General features: G+C 64.7%; 15 protein-coding genes. 11 read left to right on the top strand and 4 right to left on the bottom strand.

Annotated features, from left to right (window positions below; genetic code table 11):
• The first annotated feature begins 80 nt into the window (after positions 1–80).
• Entirely contained in the window at positions 81–1,061 is a 981-nt protein-coding gene (locus tag ACE10Z_RS42475) for an NADPH:quinone oxidoreductase family protein (RefSeq protein WP_375785993.1), read from the top strand.
• A 422-nt stretch (positions 1,062–1,483) separates the two neighbouring features.
• On the opposite strand, the gene ACE10Z_RS42480 is transcribed toward ACE10Z_RS42475, so the two are convergent.
• The gene (locus tag ACE10Z_RS42480) at positions 1,484–1,876 is read right to left on the bottom strand and encodes a YkvA family protein (protein ID WP_375785994.1); all 393 of its coding nucleotides are present in this window, start codon (positions 1,874–1,876) and stop codon (positions 1,484–1,486) included.
• A gap of 95 nt (positions 1,877–1,971) precedes the next feature.
• Positions 1,972–2,277 (bottom strand): 4a-hydroxytetrahydrobiopterin dehydratase, encoded by a 306-nt coding sequence (locus ACE10Z_RS42485; protein ID WP_229185893.1) that lies wholly within the window; start codon positions 2,275–2,277, stop codon positions 1,972–1,974.
• A gap of 211 nt (positions 2,278–2,488) precedes the next feature.
• On the opposite strand from ACE10Z_RS42485, the gene ACE10Z_RS42490 reads away from it, so the two are divergent.
• The 3 genes from ACE10Z_RS42490 to ACE10Z_RS42500 all read left to right on the top strand — a co-directional run bounded on the left by ACE10Z_RS42490 (position 2,489) and on the right by ACE10Z_RS42500 (position 6,908).
• Entirely contained in the window at positions 2,489–3,901 is a 1,413-nt protein-coding gene (locus ACE10Z_RS42490; protein ID WP_375785995.1) for a TAXI family TRAP transporter solute-binding subunit, read from the top strand.
• A 293-nt stretch (positions 3,902–4,194) separates the two neighbouring features.
• Entirely contained in the window at positions 4,195–5,757 is a 1,563-nt protein-coding gene (locus ACE10Z_RS42495) for an alkaline phosphatase D family protein (protein WP_375785996.1), read from the top strand.
• 152 nt (positions 5,758–5,909) lie between these two features.
• On the top strand, positions 5,910–6,908 hold the full coding sequence (locus tag ACE10Z_RS42500; protein ID WP_375785997.1) for an N-acetylmuramoyl-L-alanine amidase: 999 nt from the start codon (positions 5,910–5,912) through the stop codon (positions 6,906–6,908).
• 26 nt (positions 6,909–6,934) lie between these two features.
• Here ACE10Z_RS42500 and ACE10Z_RS42505 read toward each other — a convergent pair whose 3' ends face one another.
• Together ACE10Z_RS42505 and ACE10Z_RS42510 are read right to left on the bottom strand one after the other, a co-directional pair.
• Positions 6,935–8,095: a hypothetical protein gene (locus ACE10Z_RS42505; protein ID WP_375785998.1), complete on the bottom strand. Its 1,161-nt coding sequence runs from the start codon at positions 8,093–8,095 to the stop codon at positions 6,935–6,937.
• Positions 8,096–8,188: 93 nt separating this feature from the next.
• Entirely contained in the window at positions 8,189–8,563 is a 375-nt protein-coding gene (locus ACE10Z_RS42510; RefSeq protein WP_375785999.1) for a response regulator, read from the bottom strand.
• A 199-nt stretch (positions 8,564–8,762) separates the two neighbouring features.
• Between ACE10Z_RS42510 and ACE10Z_RS42515 the strand changes: the two genes are divergently transcribed.
• From ACE10Z_RS42515 to ACE10Z_RS42545, 7 genes are all read left to right on the top strand, one after another.
• Entirely contained in the window at positions 8,763–9,527 is a 765-nt protein-coding gene (locus ACE10Z_RS42515) for a Crp/Fnr family transcriptional regulator (RefSeq protein WP_375786000.1), read from the top strand.
• A 226-nt stretch (positions 9,528–9,753) separates the two neighbouring features.
• Complete coding sequence (locus ACE10Z_RS42520) at positions 9,754–10,473, top strand: prolipoprotein diacylglyceryl transferase (RefSeq protein WP_375786001.1); 720 nt, start codon at positions 9,754–9,756, stop codon at positions 10,471–10,473.
• A complete protein-coding gene (locus tag ACE10Z_RS42525; protein ID WP_375786002.1) occupies positions 10,454–11,899 on the top strand; it encodes a radical SAM protein in 1,446 nt (481 codons plus the stop codon). Before ACE10Z_RS42520 ends, ACE10Z_RS42525 begins: the two co-directional genes overlap by 20 nt.
• A complete protein-coding gene (locus ACE10Z_RS42530) occupies positions 11,896–12,165 on the top strand; it encodes a hypothetical protein (RefSeq protein ID WP_375786003.1) in 270 nt (89 codons plus the stop codon). Before ACE10Z_RS42525 ends, ACE10Z_RS42530 begins: the two co-directional genes overlap by 4 nt.
• Positions 12,166–12,171: 6 nt before the next feature.
• Positions 12,172–12,411, top strand: coding sequence for a hypothetical protein (locus ACE10Z_RS42535; protein WP_375786004.1), 240 nt, complete (start codon positions 12,172–12,174; stop codon positions 12,409–12,411).
• Between the two features lie 282 nt (positions 12,412–12,693).
• Positions 12,694–14,520, top strand: coding sequence for a translational GTPase TypA (gene typA / locus ACE10Z_RS42540; RefSeq protein WP_212320135.1), 1,827 nt, complete (start codon positions 12,694–12,696; stop codon positions 14,518–14,520).
• A gap of 176 nt (positions 14,521–14,696) precedes the next feature.
• Positions 14,697–15,944 carry a flavin monoamine oxidase family protein gene (locus ACE10Z_RS42545; protein WP_375786005.1) on the top strand — a complete coding sequence of 416 codons (1,248 nt, stop codon included), beginning with the start codon at positions 14,697–14,699 and terminating at the stop codon, positions 15,942–15,944.
• Positions 15,945–16,036: the final 92 nt, after the last annotated feature.

A 16,036-nucleotide genomic window follows, 5' to 3' on the forward strand; every position in this document is an offset into this window, starting at 1 on the left:
TCGCTCCGCCGCAAATCCGGCATGAAGCTTGTAGTCCAAGATCCTGCAGCTCTTTTTGCGTCCGAAACTCAGGTGTGTCCATGAAAGCCATCCTCTGCTCGCAATACTGTCAACCCGACGATCTCGTGCTGGCTGACGTGCCCGATCCGGTGGCCGGTCCGGGCGAAGCCGTGATCGCAATCAAGGCGGCGGCGCTGAATTTCTTCGACATCCTGATGATCCAGGGCAAGTACCAGATCAAGCCGCCGTTCCCGTTCTCGCCGGCCGCCGAAGTCGCCGGCGTGATCGAGAGCGTCGGCGCCGGCGTCACTGACCTGAAGGTCGGCAACCGCGTCGTTGCGTCATGCGGCCACAACGGCGCGCGCGACAAGATCGCGCTGCCGGCGAATACGATCGTGAAGATTCCCGACAATCTCGATTACGACCGCGCCGCCGGCATCATCATCATCTACGGCACCGCGCTGCATGCGCTGGAAGATCGCGCGAGCCCGAAGCCGGGCGAGACGCTCGCGGTGCTGGGCGCCGCCGGCGGCACCGGCCTTGCCGCGTGCGAACTCGGCAAGTTGATGGGCCTCAAGGTGATCGCCTGCGCATCGTCGGACGAGAAGCTCGCATTCGCCAAGCAGCACGGCGCCGAGCTGACGCTGAACTACGCCAAGGAAGATCTTAAAGAGGGCCTGCGCAAGCTGACGAACGGCAAGGGCGCCGACATCGTGTTCGATCCGGTCGGCGGCTCCTATGCCGAGGCCGCATTGCGCTCGACCGCATGGGAAGGCCGCTTCCTGGTGATCGGCTTTGCCGCCGGCGACATTCCGAAGATTCCGCTCAACCTCGCGCTGCTGAAGGGCTGCGACATCCGCGGCGTGTTCTGGGGCGCGTGGGCGCGGCTGAACCCGGAGAAGAACCGCAAGAACCTCGAGAAGCTCGTGCAGTGGACCGCTGAAGGCAAGATCTCCTCGCATGTCGACCGCACCTTCCCGCTGTCGCAGACCGCGGAAGCCTTGAAGGTGCTCGCCGGCCGCAAGGCGATGGGCAAGGTGATCCTGCATCCGGGAAGCTGAGCTGAGATCGCGTAGCCCGGATGGAGCGCAGCGAAATCCGGGACCGCTCGATCGATTGGTGAAAAGACCCGGATTACGCTTCGCTTCATCCGGGCTACAGTCTGAGAACAGACGACGGCGCTCCTTGCCATCACCGTCACCCCCGCGCAAAGGCTTCGCCTTTGTCGCTGGAGGAGCGCGCTCTCGCGCGCGTCTCGAAGGGTCGACGGCCCGACTGGTGGCCGTGCATCCTTCGAGACGCGCTTCGCGCTCCTCAGGATGACGGGGTGATTGCTGAGCTTGCTCAGTGTCATCACCCGCGCATGCGGGTGATCCAGTATCCCAGAGACCGCGGTGCTTGAGCCGAGAGGTCGCGGCGTACTGGATCGCCCGGTCAAGCCGGGCGATGACAGCGGTGGACGAGGATATAGCCTCACATCCTCTCAGGATGACGGGTTGAGAGACGATCCATCCACCCCGCGCTTCAGTGCGGCGCGCGCGGCGTCGCGGTGCTCAGGCGTGATGTGGCTTGCCACCAGGCGGATCGCGGTTGCGAGCACCGCGGCATCGTCGGTGAAGCCGAGCACCGGCAGCATGTCCGGGATGAAGTCGAACGGCAGGATGAAGTAGGCGATCGCGCCGAGCAGCGCCGCCTGCACATGGCGCGGCGTCTGCCGGTCGAAGGCGCAATAATAGGCGGCGAGCAGATCCTCGGCGAAAGGCAGCCGCGCCACCACCTTCTTGAACTTGATCCAGAAGCGGCGGCGCACGCTTTCGGGGTCCTGCGCCAGCCGGTCGGCAGGCCCAAACCCCACGCCGGTGTCGGTCGATGGCATCGCAAGGTTCCCTTCGGCGCCGCGCGACGGATCGGCGGCGGACGATGCGAATCTGGGGATGTCGGCCAACCGGCGCAAGGTTACGCGCAGCCGGCTCAATTGACCCCGAGCTGCCTTGCGATCGCGTTCATGGCCTTGGCGAGGTCGATGTCGCGCTTGGTCACTCCGCCGACGTCGTGGGTCGCCAGCACGACCTCGACTGTCTTGTAGACGTTCTTCCACTCGGGGTGATGATCGCTCTTCTCGGCGACCAAAGCGGCGCGCGCCATGAAGCCGAAGGCCTCGTTGAAGTCCTTGAACACGAAGGTCTTTGCGATCGCCTCGCGTCCGGCCAGCTCCGACCAGCCGGCCAGTTCCCAAAGCGCGGCCTTCCTTGCTTCCGCTGACAGCCTTTCGACCATGGCAACCCTCCCGTTTGACGCCGACCTTATCCCAACAACCGGCCTTCAGGTGGGATCCACGCCGAAATTAAGGCCGAAATAGCGTCCTATCGCCGCTGGTAACCATGACGGAGATGTAACATCTGTGGCTCCAGGAATTTGCTACAAATGGAGAATGTGTGCGCGTTGGTAGTTTTGCGAGATTGAGCCCCGACGATTGTTTGCGAGATCGATGACAGACGGCTCCGCCAGCATATCGCCCAAGCCGCTGCGCTCTGCAAAGCGACGGCTGATGTTCGTCTTGATCGCGGGCGCGCTCGCCATCATCGGCGCGACGATCGCCGGGTACTATTTCGCGGTGCGCCCGGTGACGCTGCGGATCGCAGTCGGCCCCGCAAGCAGCGATGACCTCAAGGTCGTGCAGGCGCTGGCGCAGGCCTTCAACAACCAGCAGCATACCCAGGTCAAGCTCCGCCCGGTGCAAACCGACGGCGCCACCGCCAGCGCGCAGACGCTGGCCGACGGCAAGGCCGACCTCGCCATCATCCGCGGCGACCTCGAGGTGCCGAAGAACGCGCAGGCGGTCGCGGTCCTGCGCAAGAATGTCGTGGTGATGTGGGTGCCGCCCGCAGCCAAGGGCAAGGTCAAGGGCCGCAAGGCCGCAAAGATCACCAAGATTGCGCAACTCGCCGGCCGCAAGATCGGCGTCGTCGGCCGCACGCCGGCCAACGTCAATCTGCTGAAGCTGATCCTGCAGCAATACGGCGTCGACCCGATGAAGGTCGAGATCGTGCAGTTCCCGGCCAATGAGGCGGTCGAGGCCATCAAGAATCTGAAGGCCGACGCCTATCTCGCCGTCGGCCCGGCCAACAGCAAGCTCACGATCGATGCGATCACGGCGTCGGCCAAAGACGGCGGCGAACCCACCTTCCTGCCGATCGACGCGTCCGAAGCGATCGCGCAAAACCATCCGGCCTATGAGGCCGCCGAAATTCCCGCCGGCTCGCTCGGCTCGGCCGACCGGCCCGACGATGAGGTGAAGACGATCAGCTTCTCGCACCATATCGTCGCGCGAAAGGGCCTGTCGGACGCGACGGTCGCGGCATTCACCCGGCAATTGTTTGCGATCCGGCAGTCACTCAAGAACGATTTCCCGCTCGCCGCCAAGATCGAGACGCCCGACACCGACAAGGACGCCACCATCCCGGTGCATCCCGGCGCGGCCGCCTTCGTCGACGGCGAGGAAAAGACCTTCCTCGACCGCTACAGCGATTACATCTGGTGGAGCCTGATGGCGTTCTCGGCGATGGGCTCGGCCGGTGCATGGTTCGCCGGCTATCTCAAGCAGGACGAGCGCAACACCAACACCTCGCAGCGCGAGCGCCTGCTGGAAATGCTGAAGACCGCGCGGCAGAGCGATTCGACCGACGAGCTCGACCAGATGCAGGCGGAAGCCGACGACATCCTGCGCCACACGCTCGACTGCTTCGAGCACGGCGCGATCGAGGAAGGCACGCTGACCGCCTTCAACATCGCGCTCGAGCAGTTCCACAACGCCGTCGCCGACCGCAAGGCGCTGCTGCTCAGCATGCCGCAGAATTTGCAGCGGACTGCGAGCCAGTTCAGGGCAGCGGGCACGGCGTAGAAGCGTCGCCACTCTATCCACGAACTCCCTTCGCCTCTCCCGCTTGCGGGGGAGGCCGACGCGCTCGTCAGAGCGCGGCGGGTGGGGGCTCTCCCCGCGATATGACTCGTGGAGAGAGCCCCCACCCCGCCCTCCCCCGCAAGCGGGAGAGGGAGCCTGGGGCAGGTGCTCCCCTCACGATCTCTGCTGCTCTGACATTCCCTCTCGCCTCCCCTGTAATCTCTCCGTCATGGAATTTTTCTAGGTCTGTGCTCACCCGCGGCGCTCGTCGCTGTGACCTGAGGAGGCTCCCCATGACGATCCGGTTCTCGCGAAATCTGACCCGCCGACGTTTTCTCTCGACGGCTGCTGCGGCCGGCGCCGGCGTGATCGCGATGCCTTATCTTTCGCGTGCGGCCGATCGCCCCGTGATCACCCATGGCGTGCAGTCCGGCGATGTCGGCGTCGACGGCGGCGTGGTGTGGGCGCGTGCGGACCGGCCGTCGCAGATGATGGTCGAGGTCGCGACGACAGATTCGTTCAAGAACGCCCGCGCGCTGCCGCCGATCACTGCGCTGCCGGAGAGCGACTTCACCGCAAAGATGCTGCTGGAGAATCTGCCCTCGGGCCAGGACATCTTCTATCGCGTCCGCTTCCGAGACCTCGCCCATATCGACGTTGTCGGCGAGCCCGTGATCGGCCGCTTCCGCACCGCGCCGAGCGACCGCCGCGACGTCTCCTTCGTGTGGGGCGGCGACGTCGCCGGCCAGGGCTGGGGCATCAACCCGGACGACGGCGGCATGATCACCTTTGCCGCGATGAAGAAGCACGCCCCGGACTTCTTCCTGCATTCCGGCGACACCATCTACGCCGACGGCGTCATCACCGCCGAGCAGAAGCAGCCCGACGGCAAGATCTGGAAGAACATCACGATCCCGGAGAAGGCCAAGGTCGCCGAGACGCTCGACGAGTACCGCGCCGCGCACAAATACAATTTCCTCGACGGCAATCTGCGCGCCTTCAATGCCCAGGTGCCGATCTTCGTGCAGTGGGACGATCACGAGGTGACCAACAACTGGTCGCTGTCGAAGCAGCTGCCGGCGGCCTACAAGGAGCGCGACATCAACGTGCTTGCCGCGCGTGCGGCAAAAGCCTTCCACGAGATGTATCCGATGCGCGAGAGCATCGTCGAGCCGGGCCGCGTCTATCGCACGCTGAGCTACGGCCCGCATCTCGACGTGTTCATGCTCGACGAGCGCAGCTATCGCGGCCCCAACGGTCCGAACCTGCAGGAGACCTACGGCCCCGACGCCTATTTCATCGGGCCGGATCAGATGGCCTGGCTGAAGCGCGCGCTGCTGAACTCGCGCGCCACCTGGAAGGTGATCGCCTCCGACATGCCGCTGTCGCTGATCGTCTATGACGATGCCGCCAACAAGAAAGGCTCGGAAGCCTTCGCGCAGGGCGACGGACCGGCGCGCGGCCGCGAGCTCGAGATCGCCGACATCCTGCGTTTCATCAAGACCGCGGGCATCGCCAACACGGTGTGGCTGACCGCCGACGTGCACTATGCGGCTGCGCACTACTACAACCCGAACAAGGCCCAGTTCCAGGAGTTCGATCCGTTCTGGGAGTTCGTCTCCGGCCCGCTGCATGCCGGCACGTTCGGTCCGAACGAGCTCGACAACACGTTTGGCCCCGAGGTGAAGTTCGTCAAGGCGCCGGGCGAAGCCAACCAGAACCTGCCGCCGTCGGCCGGCATGCAGTTCTTCGGCCACGTCAAGATCGACGGCAAGAGCGGGCAGATGACGGTGAGCCTGCGCGACCGCGTCGACGCCGAGCTGTGGGCCATCACGCTCGATCCGAAGCCGGTGTAATCAGGTCGCAGCCGCGAGGGAACCTTAACTCCCCGTGCTGAACGCCCTTGCCGCCAAGGCAGGGGCGGCGCGATTGACGGGGGATGGACGCGACCTGCCACTTCCGGTACCTCTATCAGAGCCGTTATGCTGGGGGCCCGGAGGGGCGGAGCATGAGGCGCTGCGAACTGATTCGCGTGCTCGGTGGCATCGTCGCGGGGCTTCGGCCTCATCGCTTGCTTGTCGTCGCGATCGCGGCGTTCGCACTGCTGCCGATCGAAGCCAGCGATGCCGGCTGGCTGCCTGATCTCTTCAAGAGCTCATCGAAGCATCCCAAAGCGCCTAAGCGCGCGAAATCGGCGAAGCCGGCCAGATTGGCAAGGCACCACACGCCATCAAAGCCACGCGCCACGCGGCTTGCCGCCCTTGGGCCGGTCGCCCTGCCGCCTTCCGCTTCCAAGCCGGCCGCAGCCAAATGCGATCCCGCGACATTGCGGGTCGTTCTCGACGTCGGACATACCGCTGAATCGGAAGGCGCGATCAGCGCGCGCAATGTCGCCGAGTTCGCCTTCAACCAGCGCCTTGCGCGGCTGATCGAGGACAAGCTGAAGGCCGAAGGCTTTGCCGAAACCAGGCTGCTGTTGACCGAAGGCAAGGCGCGGCCCAGCCTGTTCAGGCGGGTTGCCGCCGCCAACAATCTGCACGCGGATATCCTGCTATCGATCCATCATGATTCCGTGCCCAACAAGATGCTCGAGGACTGGGAATTCGAGGGCAAGAAGAGCCACTTCAGCGATCGCTTCAGCGGTTATTCGGTGTTCGTCTCTCGCAACAATCCGGACTTCAAGACCAGCCTCGTGTTCGCCGAACTGGTCGCCAGGGAGCTGAAGGCCGAGGGGCTGCAATATGCCGAGCAATACAGCCAGCCCATCATGGGCCGCGACCAACATCCGCTGCTGAACAAGGACACCGGCGTCTACAGCTATGACAAGCTCATCGTGCTGCGGAAGACCGCGATGCCTGCCGTCCTGCTGGAGGCGGGCTCGATCATCAACCGGGACGAAGAACTCAAGATGGACTCGCCTGAACGCCGCAACGCGATCAGCAGCAGCGTCGTGTCTGCCGTCAAGGAATTCTGCGAGCCGCGATGGGCTCTCCTCGGTCCGCTCTGACCGCCGGACGATCCACTCCCCCGGGCTCAGCCCGGTTTGCCGGCCTTGATCTCCGCGAATTTGGCCAGCGCCTGTTCGAACTTGGGGCTGAACAGCCACATCGCATCGAGGATTTCGCGGAAGCTCGCAGATGTCTTTGACCGGTCGGCCCGACCGAAAGCGAAGATGCTGTTGTTTCGCAGATATCCCATGATCCTGGGCTCGGAAATTCTGTAACTCACGAGATCGCCTGATTTCAGCGCAGACCTGGTCGGGCTGGGAATGATCTGGATGAGCTCGAACAGCTTCATTTGATCGACCGGATTGGGCAGGGCTTTTGCGATCGCCGGGACCTGCGGGAAAATATCCGCATGCTGGTTCATCAGCGCATCGCGCACTGCGGTCCAGTGATTGAAGCGGTGATCGAGATTGCCGACGCGCGCCTCTTCCTTGTCGTCGCGACGGCTCAGCGCAGGATCCAGGGCCGCGATCGAAGGCTTGATGGCGGCCCACTGCTTTCGGCCGTTGCGATCTTCGGATGGACCGGTCTGCAGGCTGCCCTTGTAGGTGTTCGACCGCGCATTTCCGGCGTTCTGCTTGCCGTTTGTCTCGGCAAAGAACAGGCCGAGGCTGATCCGGCCGGCGACAGCAGCGTCAGCGGCATCCAGCCCCCTGGCGCGCGCGATCACCGTCGCGAGGTCGACCACGTCCTTGAATGGCGTCCCGGAGCTTTGCGCGCTTGCGGGCGGCGCCTCCATCAGGTCGAACAGCTTCCTGTACTCATCGAGCAGCGGCTCATTGTCGGCGTCGAAATAGGCCGGGGGGATGCCGAACCGGTTGGGCCTTCCAATCCGGGACGGAAGCGCATCGGTGAGATCCTTGTAGGTGCTCATCATCTCGACACGGGCAAGGTAGACGGCCTGGCCCGGCAAATCGGGCAACGGCTGACGGGAATCGATCTGCGCCCGCCGCTGGCGCAGGATCGAGACGAAGCTCTTCAGCGCATTGTCGTAGGCCTTGAGCGCGGCCGATTGCTCGCTCGTGAGCGCAGCTGGCTCGGCGAAGGCTGGAGACACGAAAGCGGCGGCGACGGCCAAGGCCAGCGACGGCAACGCCGCACCGGCCATCGGATGCGTCGCAACCGGCGCAAGGAGCAGCCCGAGAGCTAGCGCCGCCGCGGGCGCAGTGGCAGGTGTCCTGATCGCCATGACAGCTTCCCGATGCCTGAGCGTCGCCGAATCCGACAGGCCGGATGGTAGACGACGAACGCACCAACGGCGAGGCCGAAGCCCGGCAATCGGTCAGTGTCCGTTTCTCAGCGCGGCTTCGAGCGCTTCGCTCGAACACGGCTTGGTCAGCCGCGGCTTGCCGGCGAGCGATTCCGGCAGCCTGATATCGGCGCCGTAACCGGTGACGAACGCGAACGGCACTTTCAGCGCATCCAGCCGCTCGGCGACCGCGAAGGTCTTCTCGCCCCTGACGAGGCCGACATCGAGCAGCGCGAAATCCGGCGCACGCTCGGCGATCAGTTCGAGCGCGCGGGCGACGTTCGCAGCGGTGCGCACCGTCCGGGCGCCGAAGCCCAGGATGGTGTCCTCGAGATAGAGCGAGATGATCGGATCGTCCTCGACCACGAGAACGTCACCGGGCATCCCGGCATTGGGGGCGGATTCCATGGCTCGGTGTCCATTGCTTCGATGATGGATGAGAGGCCGGACCAGTCCGGCCGGATGGCCCGCGACCGGCGCCCGAAAGCACGCCGGCTGTTCCCGGGATGAAACCCACCACATCGCAAGCGGCCGCGTCTGTTCACTAGTGCACATAAAAGCTGGAACTTCTTCAGTATGGTCGGCGTTGGGTTTGCAGGATTTTCCAATGATCGCGAAACGGACCGAGTTGGCCGGGACGAACGACCGGCCGTTCAACAACCTGTTGCGCCGGCTGAATGCCGCCGATTACGCGCTGATCGCATCGCATCTTGCGGTGGTCGAGGCGGCGGCCGGCGACCTGCTCTACAATCCCGGCGACGACGTCCAGATCGTGCATTTCCCATGCGGACCGAGCCTTGCGTCCTACATGGTGGCCAACGAGGACGGCCGCGACGTCGAGACCATCCTGGTCGGCCGCGAGGGCGCGGTCGGCGGCATCGTCAGCCAGGGATTCCTGCCGGCCTATACCCGCATCACCGTCAAGTTCGGCGGGCCGTTCGTGCGGCTGCCGATCAGCAAGCTCGACGCCGCCAAGCTGACGTCGATCTCGGTGCGCAACATCTTCGCCCGCTATGCCGACTGCATGCTGGCGCAGATCTTCCAGTCGACCGCCTGCAATGCGATCCACTCGATCGAGCAGCGTGCCGCGAAATGGATCATCTCGGCGATCGAGCGCACCAACGGCAACGGCGTGGTGCCGCTGACGCATGAGCAGCTCTCGACCTTGCTCGGCGTCGGCCGCAGCTACACCAGCCGCGTGATCCAGAACTTCAAGGCGGAGGGCGTGCTCGACACGCGCCGCGGCGCGATCGTGATCCGCGACCCCGACAAGCTCAAGCTGCGCTCCTGCCTGTGCAACGAGGCGGTGAAGGATCACTTCGAGGAAGTGCTGCGCGGGGTGTATCCGAGCGAGGGCAACCCGGCGAACTGATGCTGCTTACCTCTCCCCGCTCGTTGCGGGGAGAGGTCGGATCGCATCGCAGATGCGATCCGGGTGAGGGGCGAGGCACACTACTCAACAAGCCGCGAGGTGCTCGCCGGATGGAAGCCCCTCACCCCGACCCTCTAAGAGCGAGCTTCGCTCGTCTCGACCCCGTAAGAACGGGGAGAGGGAGAACCTATATCGCCTCACGCGAAGTTCGCGCTACACTCGCCTCATGAGTGGGGCTGAACTTCACGCCGTTTTCGACGTCGCAGCATGGTGTGCGGCCGCCATCGCGATGTGGTGGCTGTCCCGGGTGCGGGGGCTGCAATTCCCGCGGCAATCCTTCGAGCTGCCCTACATCGCCGCGCTGGTGTTCGGCGCCGGCATCGGCGCCTACATCTTCGGCACGCTGAACCTGTGGTTCTCGGGCATGCCTGGCATCGCACGCTCGGTCGAGGGCGCGCTGGCGGGCGGCATCGTCGCGATCGAGCTCTACAAATGGCTGCACGGCATTTCGCTGCGCACCGGGGCGCGGTTCGCGCTGCCGCTCGCGATCGGCGCCGCGGTCGGCCGGCTCGGCTGCTATTTCGCGGGGCTCGAGGATTTCACCTACGGCACGCCGACCACGCTGCCCTGGGGCCACGATTTCGGCGATGGCATCCTGCGCCATCCGGTGCAGCTCTATGAAAGTCTGGCGATGGCGGCGTTCGCCGCCTTTTATGTCTGGGCCGTGTTGAACCGCAACGCCGCTGTGATCACCAATGGATTCTACCTCGTGCTGTTCTACTACGGCCTGCAGCGCTTCGTGTGGGAGTTCATCAAGCCCTACGGCGCGCTGATCGGCCCGTTCTCGCTGTTCCACCTCCTGTCGCTGTTTGTCATGGTTTATGCCGCCGTCATGCTGGTGACGGCCCCGAATGTGAGCTTGAAGCATGAACGCGCCGCTGCGTAAGTCCCGCCCCTACATCTTCTGGGGCCAGACCCAATCGCTTTGCGAGACCTGCCTGGCCCTGGTGCCGACCAAGATCCAGATATCAGGCAACGAGGTCTGGTATGAGAAGCGCTGCAAGCAGCACGGCGTGCAGTCGACGCTGGTCTCGACCGATTCGGCCTATTGGCGGCAGTGCAAGGATTTCATCAAGCCCGGCGACCGGCCGCTGGCCTTCCAGCGCCACACCGAGTTCGGCTGTCCCTATGATTGCGGGCTGTGCCCGGACCATGAGCAGCACTCCTGCCTGGCACTGATCGAAATCACCGAGCATTGCAACCTGACCTGCCCGGTGTGCTTTGCGGATTCCTCGCCGGCCCGCACCAGCTTCACGCCGTTGGCGAAGATCGAGAAAATGCTGGACGCGCTGGTGGCGAGCGAGGGCGAGCCCGATTTGGTGCAGATCTCCGGCGGCGAGCCGACGCTGCATCCGGATTTCTTCGCCATTCTGGATGCGGTGCGCGCCCGGCCGATCCGCCACGTCATGATCAACACCAACGGCCTCAGGATCGCGCGCGAGCCGGACTTCGTCGCAAAGCTCGCCGAGAACAAGCGCGGGCTGGAAGTCTATCTGCAGTTCGATTCGCTGAAGCGCGAGGCGCTGGTCAATCTGCGCGGCGCGGACCTGCGCAAGATCCGCCAGCAGGCGCTGGAGAATCTCGAGCGCCACGGCGTCTCGACCACGCTGGTCGCGACCATCAAGCGCGGCGTCAACGACGCCGAGATCGGCGACATCGTCCGCCACGCGCTGACCTGGACATGCGTTCGCGGCGTCACGCTGCAGCCGGTACAAGACGCCGGCCGCAACGAGGATTTCAACAAGGACACCGACCGCATCATGCTGTCGGAAATCCGCCAGCGCGTGATCGAGACCGGGGTGTTCGGCGCTAACGACATGATCCCGCTGCCGTGCAATCCCGAGAGCATCTCGATCGGCTATGGCCTGCGCAACGGCGACAAGGTGCTGCCGCTGACCTCGCTGATCCCGCAGGAACAGCTCGTCGCCGTGATGCCCAACACGATCAGCCCGGAAAAATATCCGGTGCTGCGGGAAAAGTTCGTCGATTTGTTCTCGCTGTCGTCGGGGCCGCTGAACACCTCTGAGCGGGTCTGCGAACTGCTGTGCTGCCTGCCGAGCTTCGAAGTGCCGGAGGGCCTCACCTACGAGAACGTGTTCCGCGTCACCATCGTGCAGTTTTTCGATCGCTTCAATTTCTGTGTCGGCAACGTCAAGCGAAGCTGCATCCACTTCGTCACCGAGAGCGGCGCGATCATCCCGTTCGACACCTATAATCTGTTCTATCGTGACGGAAAGATCGACGGCATCCGCGCCAGCCTGGCCGGCCAGACCTATCGGGAAGCACGGCAGGGCGAGGAAGTGCCGCGATGAGCGACGACAGCCGGCCCATCAATCCGGATGGATCTCCGCCCTCGCTGCCTCCGCCGCTTCCGCCACGACGCGGCGGCTGCGCGACTGCGTTCATGGTGCTGTTCGGGGTGATCCTTCTTCTGCCCGGGCTCTGCGCCCTCCTGTTCGGGTTCGGCGTCCTGAGCGAGTCGAGAACCGATCCCTCCATTCTCTTCCTGATCCTGCTCGGGCTCGCCGTCTGCTTTGCCGGCGTGATGCTGATCCGCGCCGCGATCAAGGGGAGCTAGGACACCGTGAGCAATTCCGACATAACCCCGCCAACGGATCCGCCGCGGCAGGAATCGCGACTGCCGCCCGGCTGCGCAATTTTCATGCTGATCGTCGGGGTGCTGCTGCTGATCCCGGGCGCCCTCTGCGTGGTCCTCGGTGTCACTCTGGGTGGGTCCAACGACCCGATCACCGGGCTCGCGGTGCTGGTGACGCTTGGCGGGCTCGGGCTGATTGTGTTCGCGCGGGCGCAGAGGCGAGGCTGAATCGGCCCCGAAATGCCCCTCAAAACCGGCTTCCGGAGCGAAAATCAGGCACTTAAACCGCCAATAAACCGTTGTTTTTTGGCGTTTTCTGACTATATTGCGCCGCAACGCGCAAGGTGCCCGGTCCTCTGACCGGGCTTCCTTTTTGGGGTGATGCGTCCCCGTCAAATTTCTTGGGTATGAGCGTGATCCGGGCCCCGATTGGGCCACGTGAGCGAGCGGCCGGCCAAACTGGTCCGGCGAGATCGCGCATCTGACCATTGCACGACCAGAAGAAGAGCCATGAACCTTCGTAACGTCGCCATCATCGCCCACGTCGACCACGGCAAGACCACGCTCGTCGACCGCCTGCTGCAGCAATCCGGGACCTATCGCGAGAACCAGAAGGTCACCGAGCGCGCCATGGACTCCAACGATCTGGAGCGCGAGCGCGGCATCACCATCCTGGCCAAGGCGGCCTCGGTGCAGTGGAAAGATACCCGCATCAACATCGTCGACACCCCCGGCCACGCCGATTTCGGCGGCGAGGTCGAGCGCATCCTCAACATGGTGGACGGCGCGCTGGTGCTGGTCGATGCCGCCGAGGGCCCGTTGCCGCAGACCAAGTTCGTGGTGTCGAAAGCACTCAAGGTCGGACTGAAGCCGATCGTCGTGATCAACAAGGTCGACCGCCCCGACGCACGCCCGACCGAAGTCATCAATGAGGTGTTCGACCTGTTCGCCGCACTCGATGCCTCCGAGGAGCAGCTCGACTTCCCGATCCTGTACGGGTCGGCCAAGCAGGGCTGGATGGGCGATAGCCCGGAAGCTTCGCATGACGCCGGCATGCAGCCGCTGTTCGACCTGATCGTGCGCCACGTCGCGCCGCCGAAGGTCGAAGAGGGCCCGTTCCGCATGATCGGCACCATCCTCGAAGCCAACCCCTATCTCGGCCGCATCATCACCGGTCGCATCTCATCGGGTTCCATCAAGCCGAACCAGGCCGTGAAGGTGCTTGGCGCCGACGGCAAGACCATTGAGCAGGGCCGCATCACCAAAATCCTCGCCTTCCGCGGCATCGAGCGCACCCCGCTGGAGGAAGCCGACGCCGGCGATATCGTCGCGATCGCGGGCCTCACCAAGGGTACCGTCGCCGACACCTTCTGCGATCCCACGGTCGAGACGCCGCTGCCGGCGCAGCCGATCGATCCGCCGACGGTGTCGATGTCGTTCATCGTCAACAACTCGCCGCTCGCCGGCACCGAAGGCGACAAGGTGACCTCGCGCATGATCCGCGACCGCCTGCTGCGCGAGGCCGAGGGCAATGTCGCGCTGCGGGTCGTCGAGGCCGCCGACAAGGATTCGATGGAAGTCTCGGGCCGCGGCGAATTGCAGCTCGCGATCCTGATCGAGACCATGCGCCGCGAGGGTTTTGAGCTCTCGGTGTCGCGCCCGCGCGTCGTGCTGCAGAAGGACGAGGCCACCGGCGCCTGGCAGGAGCCGATCGAAGAGGTCGTGATCGACGTCGACGAGGAGCATTCCGGCGTCGTCGTGCAGAAGATGAGCGAGCGCAAGGCCGAGATGATCGAGATGCGTCCGTCCGGCGGCAACCGCCTGCGGCTGGTGTTCTACGCGCCGACCCGCGGCCTGATCGGCTACCAGGGCGAACTGCTCACCGACACCCGCGGCACCGCGATCATGAACCGCATCTTCCACGGCTATGCCGCCTACAAGGGCGAGATCCAGGGCCGTCGCAACGGCGTGCTGATCTCCAACGACCAGGGCGAAGCGGTGGCCTACGCCATGTTCAAGCTGGAAGACCGCGGCCCGATGATGATCGAGCCGGGCTGGAAGGTCTATAAGGGCATGATCGTCGGCGAGCACACCCGCGACAACGACCTCGAGATCAACGTGCTGAAGGGCAAACAGCTCACCAACATCCGCACCACCTCGAAGGACGAAGCGGTGCGCCTGACGCCGCCGATCCGCATGACCCTGGAAAAGGCGCTCGCCTATATCGAGGACGACGAGCTCGTCGAGGTGACGCCGAAGTCGATCCGGCTGCGCAAGAAGCACCTTGACCCGAACGACCGCAAGCGCGCCGAAAAGGCCAAAGAGGCTGTAGCTTAAGCTGTAGCGTAAGCCCGATCTGTCGTGCCCCGGCTCGACCGGGGCACCCAGTACGCCGCGGCCCATCGGCTCAATCACTCCTGTCTCTGGAATACTCGATCACCGGCATCCGCGGGTGATGACAGTTATGCGCGTGGTGACTTCAGGCGTCTTTCCAGACGTGCTAGAGCCGGGACATGAGTTCCCTTCCCTCCACGGTCGATGTTGCCATCATCGGCGCCGGCGCTGCGGGCCTCGGCGCCGCGCATGCGCTGAAGGGCACCGGCCTTTCCGCCATCGTTCTGGAAGCCCGTGACCGCCTCGGCGGCCGCGCGCATACGATCCAGGCCGCGCCTGACGTGGTGTTCGACGTCGGCTGCGGCTGGCTGCACTCGGCCGACCAGAACAGCTTTGTCGGCATCGCCCAGCAGCTCGACTTCGAGCTCAACAAGGACCTGCCGCCGTGGCGCGAGCGCGCCTATGGCAAGGCCTTCCCGCAGGCCGACCGCGACGCGTTCATGCTTGCGCTCGACCAGTTCTACGATCGCATCGAGCAGGCCGCGCGCGGCGACAAGGACGCATCCGCCGATCGCTATCTCGAGCCCGGCAACCGCTGGAACCCGATGATCGATGCGATCTCGACCTATGTGAATGGCTGCGAGCTCGACCAGCTCTCGATCCTCGACTTCGACGCCTATGAGGACAGCAACGTCAATTGGCGCGTCAAGCGCGGCTATGGCGCGCTGGTCGCGGCCTATGGCGAGCAAGTATCGGTCGCACTGAATTGCGAGGTCAGGCTGATCGATCACGCAGGCCCGCGCCTGCGCATCGAGACCTCGCGCGGCGTGCTTGAGGCGGACAAGGTAATCGTCACCGTGCCGACCAATCTGATCGCCATTGAGGCGATCCGCTTTTCGCCTGCGCTGCCGGGCAAGCTCGATGCCGCGCGCGGGCTGCCGCTCGGCCTCGCCGACAAGGTGACGCTGGCGCTCGCCGAGCCCGAGGCGCTGCCCAAGGAAGGCAATCTGCGCGGCGCCACCATGCGCACCGAGATGGGCACCTATCACATCCGCCCGTTCGGCCAGCCCTGCATCGAGGGCTTCTTCGGCGGACGCTTTGCGCAACAGCTTGAAGACGCCGGCGACGGCGCCATCGCCGCGCACAGCATCGACGAGATCGTCTCCTTCCTCGGCAATGATTTCCGCCGCAAGCTGAAGCCGCTCAGCGAATCCCGCTGGGCCAACGACCCGTTCGCCCGCGGCTCCTACTCGCACGCGCTGCCCGGCCACGCCGACAAGCGCGCCGTGCTGGCCGCACCGGTCGACGGCCGGCTGTTCTTCGCAGGCGAAGCCACCTCGCCGCATTTCTTCTCGACCGCGCATGGCGCGCGGGACAGCGGAGAGAGGGCGGCGAAGGAAGTGGTGGCGGAGTTGGCGCGCAAGTAGCCCCATCGTCATTGCGAGCGGAGCGAAGCAATCCATCGCGCCGCAATCGGATAGATGGATTGCTTCGTCGCTTTGCTCCTCGCAATGACGGC

Source organism: Bradyrhizobium sp. Pha-3 (assembly GCF_042258615.1).
In the GTDB taxonomy this organism is placed as follows: Bacteria; Pseudomonadota; Alphaproteobacteria; order Rhizobiales; family Xanthobacteraceae; genus Bradyrhizobium.

Coding starts and splice junctions, on each gene's coding strand:
- ACE10Z_RS42475 (WP_375785993.1), top strand. CDS start 81: ATGAAAGCCATCCTCTGCTCGCAATACTGTCAACCCGACGATCTCGTG.
- ACE10Z_RS42480 (WP_375785994.1), bottom strand. CDS start 1,876: ATGCCATCGACCGACACCGGCGTGGGGTTTGGGCCTGCCGACCGGCTG.
- ACE10Z_RS42490 (WP_375785995.1), top strand. CDS start 2,489: ATGACAGACGGCTCCGCCAGCATATCGCCCAAGCCGCTGCGCTCTGCA.
- ACE10Z_RS42500 (WP_375785997.1), top strand. CDS start 5,910: ATGAGGCGCTGCGAACTGATTCGCGTGCTCGGTGGCATCGTCGCGGGG.
- ACE10Z_RS42525 (WP_375786002.1), top strand. CDS start 10,454: ATGAACGCGCCGCTGCGTAAGTCCCGCCCCTACATCTTCTGGGGCCAG.
- ACE10Z_RS42515 (WP_375786000.1), top strand. CDS start 8,763: ATGATCGCGAAACGGACCGAGTTGGCCGGGACGAACGACCGGCCGTTC.
- ACE10Z_RS42520 (WP_375786001.1), top strand. CDS start 9,754: ATGAGTGGGGCTGAACTTCACGCCGTTTTCGACGTCGCAGCATGGTGT.
- ACE10Z_RS42505 (WP_375785998.1), bottom strand. CDS start 8,095: ATGGCGATCAGGACACCTGCCACTGCGCCCGCGGCGGCGCTAGCTCTC.
- ACE10Z_RS42495 (WP_375785996.1), top strand. CDS start 4,195: ATGACGATCCGGTTCTCGCGAAATCTGACCCGCCGACGTTTTCTCTCG.
- ACE10Z_RS42545 (WP_375786005.1), top strand. CDS start 14,697: ATGAGTTCCCTTCCCTCCACGGTCGATGTTGCCATCATCGGCGCCGGC.
- ACE10Z_RS42485 (WP_229185893.1), bottom strand. CDS start 2,277: ATGGTCGAAAGGCTGTCAGCGGAAGCAAGGAAGGCCGCGCTTTGGGAA.
- ACE10Z_RS42530 (WP_375786003.1), top strand. CDS start 11,896: ATGAGCGACGACAGCCGGCCCATCAATCCGGATGGATCTCCGCCCTCG.
- ACE10Z_RS42510 (WP_375785999.1), bottom strand. CDS start 8,563: ATGGAATCCGCCCCCAATGCCGGGATGCCCGGTGACGTTCTCGTGGTC.
- typA (WP_212320135.1), top strand. CDS start 12,694: ATGAACCTTCGTAACGTCGCCATCATCGCCCACGTCGACCACGGCAAG.